The 19,504-nt window shown below is 47.6% G+C and carries 13 protein-coding genes; 1 reads left to right on the top strand and 12 read right to left on the bottom strand.

Going from position 1 to position 19,504, the window contains the following annotated elements:
- Positions 1-7: 7 nt before the first annotated feature.
- The 8 genes from ACVRYP_RS00245 to miaA form a co-directional block, all read right to left on the bottom strand.
- Positions 8-1,771 (bottom strand): ABC transporter ATP-binding protein, encoded by a 1,764-nt coding sequence (locus ACVRYP_RS00245; RefSeq protein ID WP_447466819.1) that lies wholly within the window; start codon positions 1,769-1,771, stop codon positions 8-10.
- 1 nt (position 1,772) lies between these two features.
- The gene (locus tag ACVRYP_RS00240; RefSeq protein WP_447466818.1) at positions 1,773-3,515 is read right to left on the bottom strand and encodes an ABC transporter ATP-binding protein; all 1,743 of its coding nucleotides are present in this window, start codon (positions 3,513-3,515) and stop codon (positions 1,773-1,775) included.
- Between the two features lie 153 nt (positions 3,516-3,668).
- Positions 3,669-4,985, bottom strand: a complete 1,317-nt coding sequence (locus tag ACVRYP_RS00235) for an HdeD family acid-resistance protein (RefSeq protein WP_447466817.1) — start codon at positions 4,983-4,985, stop codon at positions 3,669-3,671.
- A 5-nt stretch (positions 4,986-4,990) separates the two neighbouring features.
- Positions 4,991-5,746 (bottom strand): SDR family NAD(P)-dependent oxidoreductase, encoded by a 756-nt coding sequence (locus tag ACVRYP_RS00230; protein ID WP_447466816.1) that lies wholly within the window; start codon positions 5,744-5,746, stop codon positions 4,991-4,993.
- Positions 5,743-6,672, bottom strand: coding sequence for a ribonuclease Z (gene rnz, locus ACVRYP_RS00225; RefSeq protein ID WP_447466815.1), 930 nt, complete (start codon positions 6,670-6,672; stop codon positions 5,743-5,745). The genes ACVRYP_RS00230 and rnz overlap by 4 nt, the downstream gene beginning before the upstream one ends.
- A 10-nt stretch (positions 6,673-6,682) precedes the next feature.
- Positions 6,683-7,318 (bottom strand): cystathionine beta-lyase, encoded by a 636-nt coding sequence (locus tag ACVRYP_RS00220; protein ID WP_447466814.1) that lies wholly within the window; start codon positions 7,316-7,318, stop codon positions 6,683-6,685.
- Positions 7,311-8,549 carry a GTPase HflX gene (hflX, locus tag ACVRYP_RS00215; RefSeq protein WP_447466813.1) on the bottom strand — a complete coding sequence of 413 codons (1,239 nt, stop codon included), beginning with the start codon at positions 8,547-8,549 and terminating at the stop codon, positions 7,311-7,313. Before hflX ends, ACVRYP_RS00220 begins: the two co-directional genes overlap by 8 nt.
- Positions 8,550-8,561: 12 nt before the next feature.
- Positions 8,562-9,446, bottom strand: a complete 885-nt coding sequence (gene miaA, locus ACVRYP_RS00210; RefSeq protein WP_447466812.1) for a tRNA (adenosine(37)-N6)-dimethylallyltransferase MiaA — start codon at positions 9,444-9,446, stop codon at positions 8,562-8,564.
- A gap of 128 nt (positions 9,447-9,574) precedes the next feature.
- On the opposite strand from miaA, the gene ACVRYP_RS00205 reads away from it, so the two are divergent.
- Positions 9,575-9,748 carry a DUF3042 family protein gene (locus ACVRYP_RS00205; protein ID WP_447466811.1) on the top strand — a complete coding sequence of 58 codons (174 nt, stop codon included), beginning with the start codon at positions 9,575-9,577 and terminating at the stop codon, positions 9,746-9,748.
- 370 nt (positions 9,749-10,118) lie between these two features.
- Here the strand turns inward: ACVRYP_RS00205 and ACVRYP_RS00200 are convergent, their stop codons facing one another.
- Genes ACVRYP_RS00200 through rexB form a run of 4 tightly spaced genes read right to left on the bottom strand, consistent with a single transcriptional unit; the run spans position 10,119 to position 19,368 of the window.
- Positions 10,119-11,738 carry a hypothetical protein gene (locus tag ACVRYP_RS00200; protein ID WP_447466810.1) on the bottom strand — a complete coding sequence of 540 codons (1,620 nt, stop codon included), beginning with the start codon at positions 11,736-11,738 and terminating at the stop codon, positions 10,119-10,121.
- On the bottom strand, positions 11,731-12,429 hold the full coding sequence (locus ACVRYP_RS00195) for an ATP-binding cassette domain-containing protein (protein WP_447466809.1): 699 nt from the start codon (positions 12,427-12,429) through the stop codon (positions 11,731-11,733). The genes ACVRYP_RS00200 and ACVRYP_RS00195 overlap by 8 nt, the downstream gene beginning before the upstream one ends.
- A gap of 38 nt (positions 12,430-12,467) precedes the next feature.
- Positions 12,468-16,130 carry a helicase-exonuclease AddAB subunit AddA gene (gene addA, locus ACVRYP_RS00190; RefSeq protein ID WP_447466808.1) on the bottom strand — a complete coding sequence of 1,221 codons (3,663 nt, stop codon included), beginning with the start codon at positions 16,128-16,130 and terminating at the stop codon, positions 12,468-12,470.
- Position 16,131: 1 nt separating this feature from the next.
- Complete coding sequence (rexB, locus tag ACVRYP_RS00185; RefSeq protein WP_447466807.1) at positions 16,132-19,368, bottom strand: ATP-dependent nuclease subunit B; 3,237 nt, start codon at positions 19,366-19,368, stop codon at positions 16,132-16,134.
- Positions 19,369-19,504: the final 136 nt, after the last annotated feature.

Here is a 19,504-nt window from a genome sequence, read left to right as displayed (position 1 = left end):
GAGACAATTATTTAGCAAATTGACTGTAATAAAGATCATGGTAGAACCCTTTGTCTTCAAGAAGGCTGGTGTGGGTTCCCTGCTCGATGATTTGACCGTCTTTGAGGACCAAAATCTTATCCGCTTCTTGGATGGTTGACAAACGATGGGCAATGACAAAGCTGGTTCTGCCTTCCATGAGGCGTTTCATGGCCTTTTGAATCAAGAGTTCTAGGCGGGTGTCGACAGATGATGTCGCTTCGTCCAGAATCAAGATTTTAGGGTCAGACAGCAAGGCACGCGCAATGGTCAAGAGTTGCTTTTGTCCCAAGGAGATGTTGCTGGATTCTTGGTTCATTTCCATGTTGTAGCCACCTGGTAGTGTCCTGATAAAGTGATCGACATTGGCAGCTTTTGCAGCAGCAATAATGTCTTCATCCGTTGCTTCCAGATTACCAAAGCGCAGGTTTTCCTTGATGGTACCTTCATACAACCAGGCATCCTGCAAGACCATGCCAAAGTTTTTTCGATATTCTTGACGGGATAAATTACGGATATCATGACCGTCCACCTTAATAGCGCCTGACGTCACATCGTAGAAACGCATGAGAAGGTTAATCAAGGTCGTTTTTCCTGCTCCTGTCGGCCCAACGATGGCTATCATCTCGCCCGGTTTGACTTCAAGATTGAAATCACGAATCAGAGGTTTATCCGGTAAGTATTGGAAATCCACCTGCTCAAAAGAAACCTGCCCTGTTAGAGCTGCCTCAAGGGTCTCGGTCACAACTGAAGTTTCATCTGCTTCGTCTAAAACGGCAAAGATGCGTTCCAAAGAAGACTGGGCAGACTGTAAGATACCCGCTAGCTGAGTAATGGTTTGAATGGGCTGGTTGACCTGCCAAACATATTGAACCATGGCTTGGAGATTACCGACCGTCAAGGTTCCTGACAGAACTTGGAAACCACCGAAGAGAGCTACAGCAAGGTAGGCCAGGTTTGAGATGGTAGAGAGGACTGGCATCATGATACCAGATACAAAACTAGCCTTAAAGCCAGTCGCCTGTAAATCCTCTAGAATCTCACCAAACTCAGTTTCTGAATGGTCCTCTCGCCCATAAAGTTTGATAACGTTAAAGCCTGTCAGGTTTTCCTGAACAAAGCCGTTCATGTCTCCCAAAATTTTGGCCTGACGTTTAAAGTATGGCTGGGATTTGCCCATGATAAAACGGGCTGAAAAGTAGGTTAAGGGGATACTCACAATAACAATAAGAGATAGTCCCGGATTAATGTAGACAGCCATGGAGATCGCAAGGACTACCGTTAAAATAGCATTGACGATCTGTAAAAAGGACTGCTGCAGAGCGTTAGATACCGTTTCGACATCCGAAGTAAAACGCCCTAACATATCCCCAAACTGATGACGGTCAAAGTATGAGGTTGGAATACTGTTAATCTTGCGGCTCATCTCATTGCGGAGGTCACGAATGGTGGACTGAACAGCTTTAGTGATAAAGACATTGGCATACCAGGACCCAATCGAATAAAGGGTTCCTCGAATGTAGTAGATGACCAAGACGATGATGATGTAGCGGTAATTGATACCAGCACCTTCTACCCCTGCCAGCATGTCACGGACGTTAAAGGTAATTTCAGTAATGATGAGACCAAAAATCAAGGGTTCTAGAGCATTCATGGCTGCACTTAAAACCTTGAAAAAGATAGCAAGAAAGAGAGAACCACGGTAATTTTTTAAATAGTGCCAGAGGCGTTTAAAGGCATTTTCTGTATTCATACTAGGCATCTCCTTCCGTTAAACTTTGATTATTGAGTTGGCTTTCGGAAATCTCACGATAGATGTCATTGGAGACCATCAGCTCGTCGTGTGTCCCACGGCCAACAATTTCACCTTCATTGAGGACAATAATTTGGTCCGCATTCATAATGGTCCCAACGCGTTGAGCTACAATCAGAACTGTCGCATCACCCGTTACTTCCTTGAGACGGCGACGCAATTCAGCATCTGTCTTGTAGTCCAGTGCTGAGAAGCTATCGTCAAAGATATAGATGTCAGGTTTTTTAACGACTGCACGAGCAATGGACAGACGCTGTTTTTGACCGCCTGAGAGGTTACTTCCTCCTTCTGCAAGATGATGGTCATAGCCTTTCTCAGTCGATTTGACAAAGTTTTCTGCCTGAGAGACATCAACCGCTTGATCAAGTTCATTAAGAGTCGCATCTTCTTTTCCGTAACGCAGATTCGTCCCGATTGTCCCTGTAAAGAGCAGAGCTTTTTGGGGAATAAAGCCAATCTTCTGGCGGAGCGCCTTAAGATTATAATCTCTAACATCTACACCATCCACCAAAATACGTCCAAACGTGATATCGTAAAAGCGTGGAATCAGATGAACCAAGGAAGACTTCCCTGAACCTGTTGATCCAATAAAGGCAATGGTCTCACCAGGCTTGGTCTTAAAGCTAATGTTTTGTAAGACTGGGCTCTCTGTCTCCCCTGGATAGGCAAAGGTGACATTGTCAAACTCAAGATAGCCCTTAGTTTCCGTTTCAGTAACACCGTTTTCGTTGGAGTCAATCGAAATAGGCATGTCTAGAACTTCTTTGAGGCGTTTAGCTGATACCGCCATCCGTGGGTACATGGTAAAGAGATTCGCAAACATAAGGAAAGAGAACAAAGCATGAAAGGCATATTCGATAAAGGCTACTAAATTACCAACTTGCAAGGTTCCTCGGCTAATCGGTGGCAAGGCAAACCAGACGATCAACACAATCATGACAATGATCAGTTGAACAAAGAGTGGCTCCCCTAGACCAGTCAAACGAAAAAGTTTGCTGGAGGTGTCTGCGTAGCTTTCATTAGCTTTACCAAAACGCTCTTCTTGAAAATCCTCACGAGCAAAGGCACGAATAACCCGCAAGCCTGTCAGATTCTCACGAACGTATTGGTTAATTTTATCCAAGGTTTTCTGTTGCTTCTCAGATAAAGGACCCGTTTTGTGGGCAATATACCAAACCGTGACCGCTAAAAAAGGAATACAAAGCGCAACAACCCAACCTAAAGAGGGACTTGAAAGAATGATCATAACCATAGAAAAGGTCATCATCAGCGGGGTAATGACCCCCATTCGAAGGGCTTGCTCTGCAAAGGTCATGAGGACAAAGGCATCACTGGTAATCCGTGTCACCAGAGAAGATACTCCAATTTGCTCATACTCGTGGTGGGAGTAGGCTTGCAGTTTTTCATATAAGTCTGCACGCATCTCCTTAATCATGGTCGTTGTCATCATACTGGAAGCATAGGTTAAAACAACCCGGCCTAACCCACCGACAATAATAACAGCTAACATGACGACTGCCCAATAATACAACCGATCAGGCCGATTTCCAATCAAGCCCTCATCAATCATTCGGGCCAAAATCGTTGGCAAACCCAAGTTAACGAGCACAAACATAAAAGCCCCGAAAACATCAAGAGCTAGGAGCTTGGGATGTTTCTTCAAGTAAGACCAAATAAAGCGCATAAATCCTCCTAAGACAAAGATAGAGGAGCGCAATAAACTGAACACTTTCAGCCTATCTCGCTCCCTACGTGTTCCTTTCATTACTGAAAGGATTATTCATTAGTCTAGTTTACACAAATTCCAAGACTTTGGCAAGCTATTGAAATAGACTTTTTATGTAAACGTTTTTCCTGTTTTTTCTTGTAAAGCTCTTATTTCTGGACTATGGACGGCCCTCCCAACCACAATGGAATTGGGATTTTCATATTCTTTTTCGAGATAATCAAAATAGGACCCAGGGGCTATGATACCAGCCATCCGGATCAAGTCCAAACCTGCTGTCCCAATCAATTCATCCGCTAAGAGCACACAATTGGTCCCCAGGACAAAATAGGTCTTGAAACGACTTGATTTGAATTTCGAAAATATTGCTCCATGAATCGCCTGTAATTGCCCCATATAACTAGCCTTTTGTGTCTCAGAGGTTGGCTCCCAAGGGACAGTTAGCTCTTTGATGTCTGCTAATTTTGCTTCAAAAGCCTGACGTTGTTGATCATCTAGCACCAACTGGTATTCAAAAAGAGTCTTGTCAGCCTCTCTTAAGCAATAATCAATGTAGGATGTCTCATTTGTTTCGACTAAGACCCCATCTCCCATAGTTCCAAATAACCGTTCTGAGTCCACATCATAATTCCCAAAGGTGTAGATTCGGCCTTGATAACTGATATCGCAGTGTCCCACCATATTAAAACCAGTCTTAGCGGTATGAATAAAAACCTTTAAATCTGGTATGCCTGAAACGCTTTTTCGGGCCTTTAAGGCTTCATCAGCCTCTATTTGAGGTGTCAGGTCTAACTCATCATTGATAAAGGCGTTGATTTTGGTCATCATCCCATGCGGTAAGAACATGGTAAAAATAACTGGAACGCTGATACGAATGTTCCGATTAAATCGAGTTTCTCTCTCTTGTGAAATTAAGATCCGACGGCCGTCATTAATCGAAGTCAGTCCTACAAAAATCAAATAGATTCCTAAGCGAAACAAGGTTCCTTGTACATCATATTGATTAAAAAGGCTGAGCAAGCCAAAAAAGAGGTTGTAAAAAGCGATCATCAGTTGGTTTAAGCGACGAGGAACCCTGTCGCTTCGCAAAATCAAATAATTAAGCAAGGCAATCAAGCCTAAAACCATCTGATAAAGGCCTACCAACCTTGCCAGCCATACCGCTGAGTAGGGACTAATAAAGACAATTAAACTTGCAATCAAAAGGTGAACAAGCCCTTCTCCCCAATGAAAGAGCTTATGCTTTAATTGGGGAAATTTTTTGGTGGCAAACAGGGCTTCTGGAAACTTAAAGAGACCCAGTAAAAAAATACTGATACCCGTGATATAGACCATCCCATCCACAAAAGGCTCCCTGCGAACCATTAATCCCAGACCAATGACGATCCAAAATAGCCCCCAGAGCACATAGGAAATATCTTTTTTCATATTCGTTACTTATAATTAAAGGTCTTCCGAGCCAGGTAATCTCCTATGGTCGGAAAAAGGGTATAAAGACGATGGGCTACTTTCAGGATAAAGGGCAAGGTTACCTCGCGTTTCTTGGTCCTGATAGCCTCTACAATCTGACGAGCAACCTGATCTGGATTAAGGGCATAGCGGTCAACCCGCTTGAGGTAATCTCCCGATGGGTCAGCTAAGTCAAAAAAGCCTGTGCGGATGGGCCCAGGGTTTACTGTTGTGACCGTTACGCCGTGGTCTGCCAGTTCGAGCCGCAGGGCATTGGAAAAGCCTGTCACAGCAAACTTAGCTGCTGCATAGACTGTTGACTTACTCGTTGCCATGAGTCCCAAGACACTGGAAACATTGATAATTTGACCTTGCTCCTGTTGCTTCATCTCTTTGCCAACGAGACGAGATAGGGTCATGAGGGCGAAAACATCAATGTCAAACATGGCTCTGATTTCGCTGTCAGAGACCTCATCAAAGGCTTTAAAGTCACCAAACCCAGCATTGTTAATCAGGACATCAATTCGTCCATAGGACTGGTAGCAAGCGGCCACAAATTGCTCGAGGGCATTGTTATCAGCCAAATCCAGCTGGACCAGTTTGGTCCGCGGTCTGGTCTGATAAAGAGCGGTCAGTTTCTCAAGGCTCCGACCTGTCAGAATCAGCTGATCATCTGGCAGCTGCTTGATTATTTCCTGAGCCAGCCCACCGGTTGCTCCTGTGATGATAATGGTTCTCATACGTCAAACTCCTCCAAGTCGTTAACCACATAGACATTTGAAAAAATAGTCGCTGCATCCTGACGAAGCTGCTTGATGTCCCGAGAAAGAAAACGGGCAGACACGTGGTTTAAGAGGAGACGCTTAGCATTAGCTTCATTCGCTACTTCTGCCGCCTGCATATTGGTAGAGTGGCCATGCTTGCGGGCAATTTTCTCATCACCTTTTCCATAGGTTGACTCATGAACCAAGACATCGGCATTAACTGCTAAACGAACACTAGCAGCTGTGCGACGCGTATCTCCTAATATCGTGACAATCTTTCCAGGACGTGGTGGCGACACATAGTCTGATGCGATAATCTCACGACCGTCTGCAAGCGTAACATTTTGACCATTTTTAACCTGACCAAAGAGAGGACCAAAAGGAACGCCGGCAGCTTTCAAACCCTCCGCATCTAAGGTCCCTTCTAAATCTTTTTGGATTATACGGTAGCCAATGCAAAAAACAGTATGGTCCAGTTTTTCAGCATAAACCTTAAACTTGTCATTCTCCATAATCAGTCCAAGCTGGTCGGCCTCTAATTCATGAAAGGTCAATTTGTAAGGTAGTCGAGTGCCTGTTACTTTGAGACTGGTCAAGACAAAACGTTTTATCCCGACTGGTCCGTAGATGTCTAAGTCTGTTTGTTCTTCATTAGCTTGAAAAGAACGGCTGGATAAAAAACCAGGCAAGCCAAAAATATGGTCTCCGTGTAGATGGGTAATAAAAATTTTTGAGATTTTTCTGGGGCGAATGGTCGTCTCTAAAATACGGTTTTGCGTGCCTTCGCCACAATCAAAGAGCCAGATTTCATTGAGCTCATCGAGCAATTTAAGGGCGAGACTGGAAACATTGCGCATCTTGGAGGGCTGACCTGCCGATGTGCCTAAAAATTGAATGTGCATGTGTAACTTTCTAATTGGTAATTAATAAGGTAAGTTGGTTTTCCGTGAACTGATAGCGCCTCATCCCCTGGTAGTTTTGAGCTATCTGAAGCAAGTCCTCTGTATTAAAACCTGATAATTTAACCGCCTTTTCTGCTATCCAGATATCGGTCAGCAGACTACTGGCTCCGTCTTGATAAACCCAATCAATGTCGGCCTCCTCAACAAGCGTCATCCAAATCTGACCTCCTTCTTCAAAGACCTGATAATGGGGAAAGAGTTGTGCTAGTTGGATGAGTAAGGATTCTGTCATAGGCTCTGCCTGCTCAGCAAAAACCTGTGCTTTTTCTGAAGCACTAGACAGATAGGCAAAGCCATAGGCCTTACCTCCTAGATTCAGACGGACAAAGGGGTATTCTTCTGCAAAGGACGGATTAGTGGGGAACAAGCCCAATGCTCTAGACAGCTCCCAATAATAGTTGGTCGCTGCTTGAGGACCTTGCTTGTCATAAATCTCCGCAAAATAAGCGTTGAGAACGCTGGGTGGAGGTGTGATGAATTGAAGTTTTTCAGCATGGGATTTATCTGCTAAAGCCTTTTTCAGATAAACCTTATCAAGGCTTGTGAAGCCTCCATGAGCCATCGCTAATTTGAGGTAATCAGTCATAGAAAACCTCCAAACGCCAGCGGTTAGCAGGCATAATGACGCCAGAAACCTCTTCTCCTGTCTCAGTCACCTCACGCTGGTCGATAATAGCAAACTGGGACAAATCGTGAAGGAGGTATGATTTAGAAAAGGGCACCGTCACACTAAACGGCTCCGCCATTTCTCGGATTTTGTCCAGAATAACCTCCTGAAGCCTTTCCTTGGCGTCTGGTGCCTTGGCTGACAGAAGAACATGAGGAGACAGGGTGGGGAGGAAGTCTTTGATCAGGTCAGCCTTGTTGTAGACGGTCAAGCGTGGGATATCCAGCATGTCTAAGTCTTTTAGAATTGCAAGAACCACTTCTTCCTGCGTAGCATGGTCAGCATCTGACGCATCAATAACATGGAGCAAAAGATCCACATGGCGGCTCTCCTCCAAGGTTGACTTAAAGCTAGAAACCAACTCGGTTGGCAAGTCCTGAATAAAGCCGACAGTGTCAGTCAAGGTTACCTGAAAATGGTCTTGTAGCTGGATTTGCTTGGTTGTCGCATCCAAGGTCGCAAACAGTTCATCAGCCTCATACTGATTCTTTGTAGTAAGTAGATTCATGATGGTTGATTTGCCTGCATTGGTATAGCCGATAAGCCCCAGTTTGAAGACACCTGATTCCAGACGCTTTTCTCGGACCGTTGACCGTGTCTTTTCAACCAACTTCAGCTGGCGTTCAATGTCATGGATCTGATTACGGATAGAGCGACGGTTAAGCTCCAACTGGCTTTCACCTGGTCCTCGGCTACCGATACCACCCGCTTGACGGCTGAGCATAACGCCTTGACCGACCAAACGGGGCAACATATACTTAAGCTGGGCTAGATGAACCTGAAGCTTGCCTTCGTGACTCCTAGCCCGCATAGCGAAGATGTCTAAAATAAGCTGCATCCGATCGATGACTTTAACGCCTAGAATCTTCTCTAGATTAACATTTTGGCGCGGTGTCAGCCTGTTGTTGACAATGATGGTGTCAATCTCATCGGCTTCAACCATCTGGGCAATCTCGTCCAACTTACCGGATCCGATAAAGGTCTTACTGTCGTAGCGGTCACGGTTTTGGACATAAATTCCTTGAACATCAGCACCTGCAGTCTTGGCTAGGTTTTCCAGCTCCTGCATGGACATATCAAAGTTTACGGTGTCTTGGAGTGCTACACCAACCAGGATAACACGTTCTGTTTTTTTCTCTGTTTCTATCATTAGTGTTCCTTCTTAAGACTCCAAAAAGTCTCGCACAGCCCGAAGAATCTTATCTTTGGCATCTGGCTCAGATACTTGGTAAAAATCAACAGCCATTCGGTTACGAAACCAGGTCAGCTGACGCTTAGCAAAGCGACGACTGTTTTGCTTGAGTTGCTCAAGGCAGGTCTCCAAATCCGCCTCCCCTGCAAAATATTGAAAAAGCTCTTTATAACCGATTCCACGGGTTGCCTGAACTTCTGGATAAGTATCATAGAGCCGCTTTGCTTCTTCTAAGAGACCCTTTTTCACCATCTCATCCACCCGCTGGTTAATTCGCTCATAAAGCAAACCCCGCTCATCATTGAGGCCGATTAAGAGCACATCATAAGGCGCATCGCTGTTGGTCAAGTCTTTCCCGAAATGATGAAGTTCCAAGGCTCTGATGGCGCGACGTCTGGTAAATTGTTCAAGGGTAATGTTGGCTTGCTCCAGCATGTCTTTCAATACTTGGTCAGACAAGGATTCTGACTCCTTACGGAAAGCTAAGACCTGTTCCTGATCAATGTCACCACCCAGATGATACCCTTCTAGCAAGCTTTGCAGGTAGAGGCCTGTTCCTCCGACAATGATTGGCAGTTTCCCACGCGCTGTAATATCCTCGATAGCTCGTGCCGCCTCCTTAACAAAGTCAAAGGCTGAGTAGCCTTCGGTCACTTCTCTGACATCAATCAGATGATGGCGAGCCATCGCCTGCTCTTCAGCAGTTGCTTTGGCTGTCCCAATATCCAAGCTCTTATAAACCTGTTGGCTGTCTCCAGAAATGATTTCTCCATCAAAAAGCTGGGCTAGTTCAATGCCCAAAGCTGTCTTACCGACAGCCGTCGGTCCTAAGACCGTTATTACCTTTTTTTTCATCTTTTTCCTTGAAAATTCCTGACTTTTTCGCTATTATTTATTATAACACAAGATGAGATTCAAACAAAAAGTCAGTCACTTCCAAAACCTGATTTAATTGGAATCTTTATCGAGGAAAGGAGACCATCATGGCTAAAAATAGTTTTGTAAAAGGGATAGCCGCAGGTGTTGCTGCGACGGTAGCAGCTGTAGCGGGTGCTGTCTACACCTTCAACAAAAAAGTGATTCAACCCGAAGAAGAAAAAGAAGCTTTCATCGAGGAAAACCGTAAGAAAGCTGCTCGTCGTCGCGTATCACGCTAACAGAGTAAGAAAACACCTTGAGCAAAATTGCTCAAGGTGTTTTCAGATTGAAGACAAAGTCTCTTTTGAAACTTTCCTTAGGTCATTACGGACGGTAGCGACTTCCTACGAGACGTCTGTTTCAAGCTATCGCTTGCTCTATTTCCAACCTTTAACAGTCTCCCAGACTGTTAAAGCAAACCTAATCTTTGAGCCTAAGGTCTCAAAGATTCCTAGCACCTGAAACTTTAGGGTTTCAGGTGCTTTTATTACGGCGGAAAGTTTCGTTTTGGACTCGCTTCGCTCGCTAGAAGAAATCTTTAACAGAGTTTTTTAATGTCATATCAACAGAAAATAGGTTTGTCTACGTTCTCTAACGACGATGCTCCTCCTAATCCCTCAACCGGAAGTGCTTAGGAGCAAAGGTCAAAACCGCCCAAAGTCCGAGAGGGACCGAGAGGGCCATGACTAGTAGAAACCCCCAGAAAAAAGCTAAGGGTTTGCCCACAGACACCCGGTACATGTGAAAGGCCAGAAAGTAAACAGCGCCATTGATGGCCTGATAAGTGAAACTCTTGGTCTTCATGGCCTCAGTAAAGGGCTGAATCAAGTAATAAAGAATCAAGTGAAACAGGCTAAAAAAGAGCATGAGAACGGCTTGTAAACCAAAAAGCAAGAACAAATCAAACCACGATTGACCACCTGTTAAGAGGTAAATTCCCGCTACTCCAATCAGTACGATAACGAGCAAGGGCAGATGGAGTCTAACCAATTTAGCAAAACGGATTTTTAGCGCTGTCAAGACCTGATCAGGCTGTCGGTAAAAAGGGTATTTGAGCAACTTTCTGTCTAAGTGATAAAAACAAAAGCGGGTAAACTGTTCGCCTGAATAGAGCAAATACCCCAGCATTAGACTTATTGGAAAAACCTGTGGCAAGAGTTCTTGGAACCCTCCCGGCTTACCAGGTTTTAGAAAGACAGTCCCAATCATAGCTAGAAGCATCAAGCCAGTGATTAGTAGCTTTCGAAGGCGCATTTTCTTCTTCAAATGAGGCCCGACCCGGTTATAAAAGATTTGATTGAGATAGACAATCCCCTTAGCGGTTCGATGGCCTACTTCTCCACTAGCTAGGGAAGACAAATCATAGTCATCGTCCTTGACCTGCAGGTTGGCTGTCGCAATCTCTTCCATATCCATAGTCTTGAGCTCTGTGATTCGGAGCAAACGATCAGCTACTTTTTTAATCAGCCTCGTCCGCCACAAGAGAAGCCCTCCTATTGCAATCAGAAGCAAACCCACGATACCTGCTTGAGGGCTGACCATCCATGCCAAAGGCTGGGAATAATGAGTTAAATAAAGACTCAATCCCAAAAAAGGGGCTAGGATACATAATCCTAGTATAACCCCAACAGGCCATTTGCTAGGTGAGGATTTATCCCATAAATAGAGATAAAGTAGCCCATACTTGAGGCATAATCGGACACCCAAGGTTAGTAACGTAAAGGACCAAGCGTGACCGATTGACTGTCCCATCACACGACAGAACCAAGACAGGACAAGTGAGAAACTAATCAGGTATAGCACTACCTCTATCAGTAAAAGAAAGAGATAGTAGTAACGGGCTGGCAGACGAAAAAGCTTAACAGCCATGATACTTTCTTTATTAGTCTCAATCATAGCTCTCATGCTTGAAGCCATGATGAGACTTAGGACAAACAGCAAGAGCCAGAAATTCTCAGTCCTATCAAAGGAACCAAAATCCAAGTTTTCCAACCCAATAGCAATCCCTGCCAAAATTGTGAGATAGAAAGCACTCCCTATGAATGGTTTGAGCCCAAACCATACCATGCTGACAAAATGAAGGACTGTCTTGACAGCTCCACCTTGGTAGATGCGGTTGCTGATCAGCTGACCCAACCATGGTATTTTTTGTAACCAGTACGCTATCTTATTATAAGTCTGAGCAACCTTGAGTTTCCAGATAAAATGAAAGAGTTTCAGATTAGTCATGGCTGTCCCCGTCCTCTAATTCTTCTAGGAGGCGCGCTTCAAAGTCAGAATCGTGCGTGTCCAAATCAAGGCGACGAAGTTTACCATCCTTTAGCAGGACCACCTCATCACAGAGGTCTGTTGCCAGCTGCAAGATGTGTGTTGATAGTAAAATCACCCGCCCCGTCTTTAAGGTTTTCAGCAATTTTTTGAGCTGAATACCGATTACCACATCTACTGACGTCAAGGGCTCGTCTAGTAAAATAACGGGAGGCTGCATGATGACCACTGCTAAAATGGACAGTTTGCTCTGCATGCCTGATGAATACCCCTTAATAATCCGGTGGCGGTCTTCCTGAGCGATGGCCACCATGTCCAAATACTCATCTGGGGTCAAACTCTCCTCAGTTCCATGCAGATCTAAGAAAAACTGGACAAATTCATAGCCAGTCAAGAAATCAGGCAGGTAGTTTTCCGCAAAAACCATACCAACGTCTTTGGAGGTCAATGAGCGACTGTCATCACCTTGAACCCAGCTGACCTGTCCTTGGTCAGCATCGAGTTCTTGATTGATGATATTAAAGAGAGTCGTCTTCCCGGCGCCATTGCGCCCCAGAATACCTGTAATCTTGCCAGCTTCAAACTGGTAATCACAGCCTTTTAAGACCTCAGTGTCTTGAAAGGCTTTTTGGATGTTGGATAGGTCTAACATAAGGTCTCCTTATCGGTTATTTTCATAGGCTGATACTGCTATGACTCAACTGGAACAACTTCCAGTTTAGCTCCTCCAAGCAAGACCAGATACTTGTCCACCTTGCTAATGCCGTAGGATCGAGACAAGGCTTGCCCGTAGAGGGCCATCTGGTCACGGTAACGCTCAATCAGCACCTGAGACTTTTGGTAACGGTCAGTCTTATAGTCAAAGAGCACGATGCGATCATCAAGGACCAGATAGCCGTCCACAATTCCACGAACCACGAAGTCTTCTTGGCTGGCTGGGTCTTTGACTAGCATGGCAAAGGGCGCTTCGCGCTTGACCTGAGCCGCATGCGTTTTAAGGAGTTGACCGAGGTCTGACTCTAGGAAATCAAGGATTTTCTGGAAATCCAGTCGAGCGCGGATGGCTTCAGGCAAGCGGAGCTGGTCGGCCAGACCTTCAAGATCTACTAGGCTAACTGGCTTGTCCAATGGGACCTGCTGCATGAAGCCATGGAGGGCGGATCCGACAGCTGCCCCTGTGACAGGGGCGTCCGTACCGAAGGTCGGCAGATCAAAGGCCAGCTCTAGGTCCTTGTCTGCTGTGAGTTCTTCCATGATGTCCAGACCTTCCTCATCTAAAACAGGTTTGTAGAAGGCCTTGATCTGGCTGGGGGTCCGCACGCTTGGCAGGGTGATGGCTGCTTGGTAGCGCTGATTGAGCTTTTCCACGGCTTCTAGCTGGTCCAGCATGGCAGATATGTCCGTGGATTGGCGGTTATGGGCCATGTGGTCTGGGGTGATGGCCTGCGCTTGCGTCAGCCTGCCGATGGCTGCTGCAGTCAGCTCGTCAGCTCCGACAAAGCGGATCTGGTAGTGGAGGTCTTCTTTGGCGCCGAAAGCTTCCTGTACTGCTAAAAACCAGGCTTGGAAGGACTCGAGGGATTCTCTGGTTGCGACGGGCAGAAAGCCATGTTCCGACTTGCTGTCGTAGAGGTTACTGAGCTTTTCCTGACTGCCCTTGCCGACCAGATAAAGTTTGGTTTCGGCCCGGGTCATGGCTACGTAGAGGAGGCGCATGCTTTCAGACAGGGCATTGATCCGCTCCTCACGGCGATTCACCTGATAAGGTAGGGTATCCATGCTGACACGAACCCGAGGGAGCATGGTCGCATCGCCAAACTGGTCCTTCATGTCTGCAATCAGCTTGATACCAACCCCGTTGTATCGACTGATTAAAAGGGGCGAGGCTTGCTCACGCCTGTTGCTAAAGAAGGACTTGTCCATATTGAGGAGAAAGACGTACTTGAACTCCAAGCCCTTACTCTTATGAATGGTCATGAGCTGGACCGCTTTTTTAGGGAGGCTAACTGGGACATCGGCTAGGTCGTTGTCACTGGCAAGGACCTTGTCAATCATGGTCACAAAGCGGGACAGTCCTTTGAAGCCTGTTCGTTCAAAGTTGTCTGCCCGTAGCGCCAGGGCATAAAGGTTGGCCTGGCGCTGTTCGCCATTGACCAAGGCCCCGACATAGTCATAGTAAAACTTGTCATTGTAAATCTGCCAGATCAGGTCATGAAGACTGCGCAGGCGAGCGGCCTGGCGCCAAGATTGCAAGGTTTCTTCAAAACGCTGTAGTTTAGCCATAAAACTGGGACTAATCAAGTCTTGGGCTTCGCCTCGCTTGGCAAGAGTAACCTGTAGTTTTTCATAAAGGTTGGCTGCCTTTTGCCCTTCACGGATTTGGAGGGCTAGGCGGGCCAGCTCGTCTTCGTCAAAGCCAAACATGGGCGAGCGCAAGAGGGCCACAAGGGCATAGTCATTAAGCGGATTGTTGATGACCCGCAGGGTATCCAGCATGACCTGAACTTCTAAGGATTTGAGGTAGTGTTGCTCGCCCCCGTCAGCGACAAGGGGAATCCCATGCTGGGCAAAGGCCGCTAAAATCCCGTTGTTGCGTGTCCTCGAAGGCACGAGTAGCGTGATGTCTTCAAAAGCGACCTGCTCTTCGTTGTGGAGGCGGATGATTTCCTTGATAACCAGATTGACCTCGTTGAGGCCTAGGCCAAGGTCAGACTCGTCTGCATCGCTCTCACTGAGAAGACTTTCCTCTTCGCTGTCCGTGTCGTAGATAAGCAACTCGGTCACATGGTCAGGATTAGCCACTTTTTGCCGGTCGCTACCCGCTACCAGCATGTGGGTGCCATCGTAGCGAATATCCCCGACTTCCTCATCCATGAGGTGGCTAAAGAGGCCATTGGTACTGTCTAGGACCTCTCCTTGACTACGAAAGTTTTCCTTGAGCAGGATCAGCTTACCGTCAGCTGGATTTTCCTGGTAGAGCTTGAATTTTTGGTTAAAAATCTGAGGATCTGCCTGACGGAAGCGGTAAATAGATTGCTTGATATCACCCACCATGAAGCGGTTGGAGCCATTCGAGAGCAAATCGAGCATGGCTTCCTGAGTATGGTTATTGTCCTGATACTCATCGACCATCACCTCGTGGTAACGCGCCTGATAAAGGTCTCTGACCTGACCAAATTCTCTTAAAATCCGAATGGCAAAATGATTGATATCTGAGAACTCAAAGGTCCCCTCCTGAATCTTGCGTTCCAGATAAGCCGCTGAAAAATCAGCCACAAAGTCCCGCAAGCGTCGGAGCATCGGCAAGGCCTGACCTTGGTAGGCCAAGATAGTCGTCAAGTGCTGGAGGTCGATAAGGTCTGCATGCAGGGCTTTGAAAATCGGGTACTTGACCTTGCTGACGGTGACGTCATCCCCTGCAGGGATCAGGGCCTTAACGGTCTGGGCCAGGTCACTCAGACTCGGAAAGACATCTGGCGCCGCACTCCACTCATAGAGCTGGGTGAAAATCGCTTCGTGCTTCTGATAGGTCGCCGTCGGGGTTCCCTTGGCCGTCACCTGCTTGTAGTCTGGCAAGTTGGTCAAGTCTTCCAGATTTTGGGCCGCCTGACGCATCTTGCTGACCAGGTTGTCCTTGATATAAGCCGGCAAGTCAGCCTCAGTCTGAAAATCCTCATAGCTTTTCAAAAAGGTCTCCTGCAGCCAGCCGTCTGGGTCTGCCGTCGACTGGGTAAAGCTATAAACCTTGTCCACGATAGCCTGAAAGGCCTTGGTCGACTTGCTGCTGCCAGAGAAATTCTGCACCAGACGGGAAAAGACATCCCTGTCCTCACCTTGATAATAAGTCTCAAACAGTTGGCTAAAGACTTCTTGCTTGAGCAGGTCTTGCTCGCTCTTATCCGTTAAGATCCGAAATTGCGGGGCAATCCCAATCAAGTAACCGTACTGGTTGACCAGTTTCTGGGTGAAGGCATCCATGGTCCCGATATCAGCCGTCTGAACATCGGCCAGCTGGGCAGACAAGTGTTGGAGAAGACCAGGATCCGAGGTTTGGGCAATCTCAGCCGATAGCTTCTTCTCCAAGCGCTCCTTGAGCTCCCCAGCCGCTTTTACCGTAAAGGTCGAAATAAAGAGCTCGTTGACCTTGACGCCACGCTTGATCTTATCAATGATCCGCTCGACCATGACAAAGGTCTTGCCCGAACCCGCTGATGCCGAGACCAAGACATTATTGCCATGAGTATAGATGGCTTCGATCTGCTCAGCGGTCCGCTTTTGGACCTTGTCCGACTGAGCTTCTGCTACCTGCAGGGCCTCAATCTCTACTGGGCTTAAAAATGGTTCAAATCCCATATCAGTCTTCTCCTCCTTTCATCTGGCTCAGCCAGTCTTCCTTCTTCCGGCCCAATTTGGCCAAAAACCGTGCCTGACCAAGGTGCTGGTCCGCCTCAAAGTGCGTGATGCTATTGTACTGGTCACCCGCCACCGACCGCCCATCAGCGCTATAAGGGTTAATGGCAAAATGCCCCTCTAAAATCCGACTGCCCGCCTGACGGTAGAGATGCTCCGTATGCTGGGTCAACATCTCCATCTCCTCAGGGCTAAAGGTCGTGCTCGCCGTCTTACCGTACTGACCGGTCAAGCCCTGACTAGCCTCCGCGTCAAAGAGACCCTTGAACTGCAGGCTGGTCTCACTGGCCTTCAAAATGGCATCCAAATCCTTGATCTTGCTGAGCTGTACCACCGGATCGGTCATGTGCAGGTACATGGCCCCAAAAACCTTCTCCTCCAGCCCCAAATGCGGATTGTCCCGCATGGCCATGACATAGGTCATGAGCTGCGGACTCAAACCGTTGTAAAAATTGGCCATCTTAAAGGACTGCGGGCTAGACTTGTAATCCACCACACCTAGTGCTGCTGTCGTTTTTAATTGGTCAATGCGGTCAATCTTACCGACAATATTGAGTGGCTTGCCTTGCGGCAAGAGCAGACTTTTTTCAAAGGAGCTTTCCTCTCCGACTGTCGTCACCAAGCTGTCATCCCTTAAAGCCGTCGCTGTCGCCTGAGCGATAGCAGTAAGCACCTCATGGGAATAAGCCGTTTCACTGGATTCTTGGTAGACATCCCTAAACTCCGCCAGCTGACTGGTCTTCTCTAGGGCCCGACTGACCTTGCGGTCAAAGTCGCCTGTCCCAGTGTCCGCTAAAACTTCCTCAAAGACCTTGTGGAGGAAGTTGCCGTGGATTCTGGCATCTGGCACGATAGAGCGCACTTCTTCTAGGCGTAAAATGTGGCGCAGAAAATACTTGTATTCTGAATTGTAAAAATCGTTCAAACTCGAAGCCGACAAGCGCAGAGGCTTGTCCTCTGGGAAGAGGCGGCTGAGCGTGTCCTTGGCCAGCGGCTGAGTGGCTAAGCTTGGTGTCGCCCCTGCCTCCGGCAGGGCCAGCCCTGAATCGGCTAATTTCTTTCTCAGGTAGCGCACTGCCACTGACCAGAAGGTCTGGTCGTCAGCACTCATCTCCTCTGCCCAGTCTGCCCGATTCAGCTCGACTACCTGAGACAGGAGGCCCTTGTAGTTGCCGACATCTGCTGGACTGGCTTCAAGGCTAGCTCGCCCTTTTTCAACCTTGGGAAGACCCATGGCCTCCAATTGACTCAGGTAGGGCGACACCTGCTCCTCCGCCTCCTTGAAGAGCTGAGGCGTCGAGAGCACCAGCTGCTCTGTCGCTGCATTGAGGAGCGACAAGGCTGTAAAGTGATTGCGTTTGCCCTGTTCTCTGGCAAGTACTTCTAAGACTGTTTCTCCAGCCACCTCATTGATGGCTTGACGCTCCTCATCTGAAATCAAGCTGGTATTCTTGCCCAGCTTTGGAAAGTTACTCTGACTGAGCCCAATCGCAAAGACCAGCTTGTTAGCCCTAGGAGTAATGAGGTCATAGGACTTGATATTGACCACATCGACGGTGGCAGGCACCGTCCGATAGTTGGCCGACAGCATGCCAGACAATATCAAACTCAGCCCTTCTTCCACCGAGATGGTCTCGGTGCCAAAGATGGCCTCAAACTGGCCTAAAATCCTGCTAAAGGTCTCCCAGACCTGCTGTGCTTGCTCGCGGTCTTGCTCCGACCCTGTCTGAACCAGACGGGCTAAATTCTGCGGCAACTGCACCGCCGTCAGAAATTGGATTAATCCCTCCAAGAACTGCCGTCCCGTCTGAGGCTTGGCCTGTAAGAACCCCACGAGCGGCGGCAGGATTGCCTCACGCAAACGGTTCAGCTCAGTCAAATCAAACTTATCACCGCTATTGGCCTGAAAGGCCCGAGAAAAGCGTGCCCAACCCTTAACTTGAGCAAACTGGACATACTGCTCAAAGTGGTCCAGCTCGTCTTGCGTCATATCCCCATAGAGACCGGTCTTAAGGAGGTTGAGCAAATCCTCCCCTTGACAGCGGTACCGCTTGAGCCTAAGCAGGCTATCGACGACCGTCACCAGCGGGTGCTGGCTCATGGGCTCAGCCTTGGCCAGGTAGTAGGGAATCTCGTACTGGTCAAAAATCTTGCCAATCTGCAGGCGGTAACTATCCACATCCCCCAGCAGGACCAAAATATCCTTATAGCGATAGCCCTCATGCAGGTGCCTTCGGATGGCCTTGGCCACATGGACAACCTCCTCCTTCTGACTGATCACCTCCCAAAGGGTCACCCGCTTCTTGTCCGCCTCGGTCAAGCTTAGCTCGTCCTCGCTATAATCATAGTGGCTAGCGAACTTTTGGGAAATGCGGTGCAGAGAACTGTCGATCTCCGCCTCACCTGAGATATAGTCAGGCTTAACGGCAAAGGTTTGGGCCAAATGACGGAGAAAATCCACCCCAGCCTGATAAAGATTGCCAGAGATATAATTGGCCTGATAAGCTGTCTGGCTGGCATAGGTCCCAATCACAATCGGTACCCCCTGCGCCTCAAGCGCCTTGACCAAGTTTTCTTCCTCTGCCGAAAAACGGGTAAAGCCATCGATGACCAGGGCCATCTGGTCGAGGGCAGCTTTAAGAAGCCCTGCCTCAACTTCCTTGGTCAGGGTTTGAACCTTGCTCTGGGATGCATAGTTTTCCCGGTCCAGCAAGCTATAAAAAGTCTGAAAGATGACCTGCAAGTCAGCCTGCTTTTCTGCTGAATCAAGGCTCGTCAGCTCTGCTATGGCCAACCCAGACCCTTGTAACTCCTTATAAAGAGCTACCAACTGCTGGATAAAGTCCATGTTCTGCTTGAGCCGACCATAGACCTTCAAGGTATCCTCCGGCAGGCTCGATAAGGCCCGATAAAAGAGCATGGCTAGTCCCGTCTCGTCGATGCTTTCCTTAACCTCTACCTGATTGAGAGTCACATAGCGCACCATCTGAGCAAACCGCGTCACCAGCACATCAAAAGACGCGCCCTCTGGTAATAACTCCAAGACCGCTCGTTCCTTTTCAAAAGACAGGGAGTTGGGCGCAATGTAAAAGACCCGACGCCCCTCTGCCGTCAGCGCTAGCGCCTCCTTGACCAGAAGGCTTGTTAAGTCCTGCCCAATCTCCGTATAAACCAATCGCATCTCCGATATCCTCCTACATTACTCGCCAGTCCCTATGATCTATCCACTTCTCACACGCTTCATTAGCTCCTATTATACCAAATTCACGCATGAAAAAACACCGCCAGAAGGCGGTGGGGAACTGTGAAATGACCAT

It is taken from the genome of Streptococcus rifensis (assembly GCF_053203525.1).
Note: the sequence above shows the minus strand (reverse complement) of the source record. Positions and strands in the feature narration are given on the sequence as shown.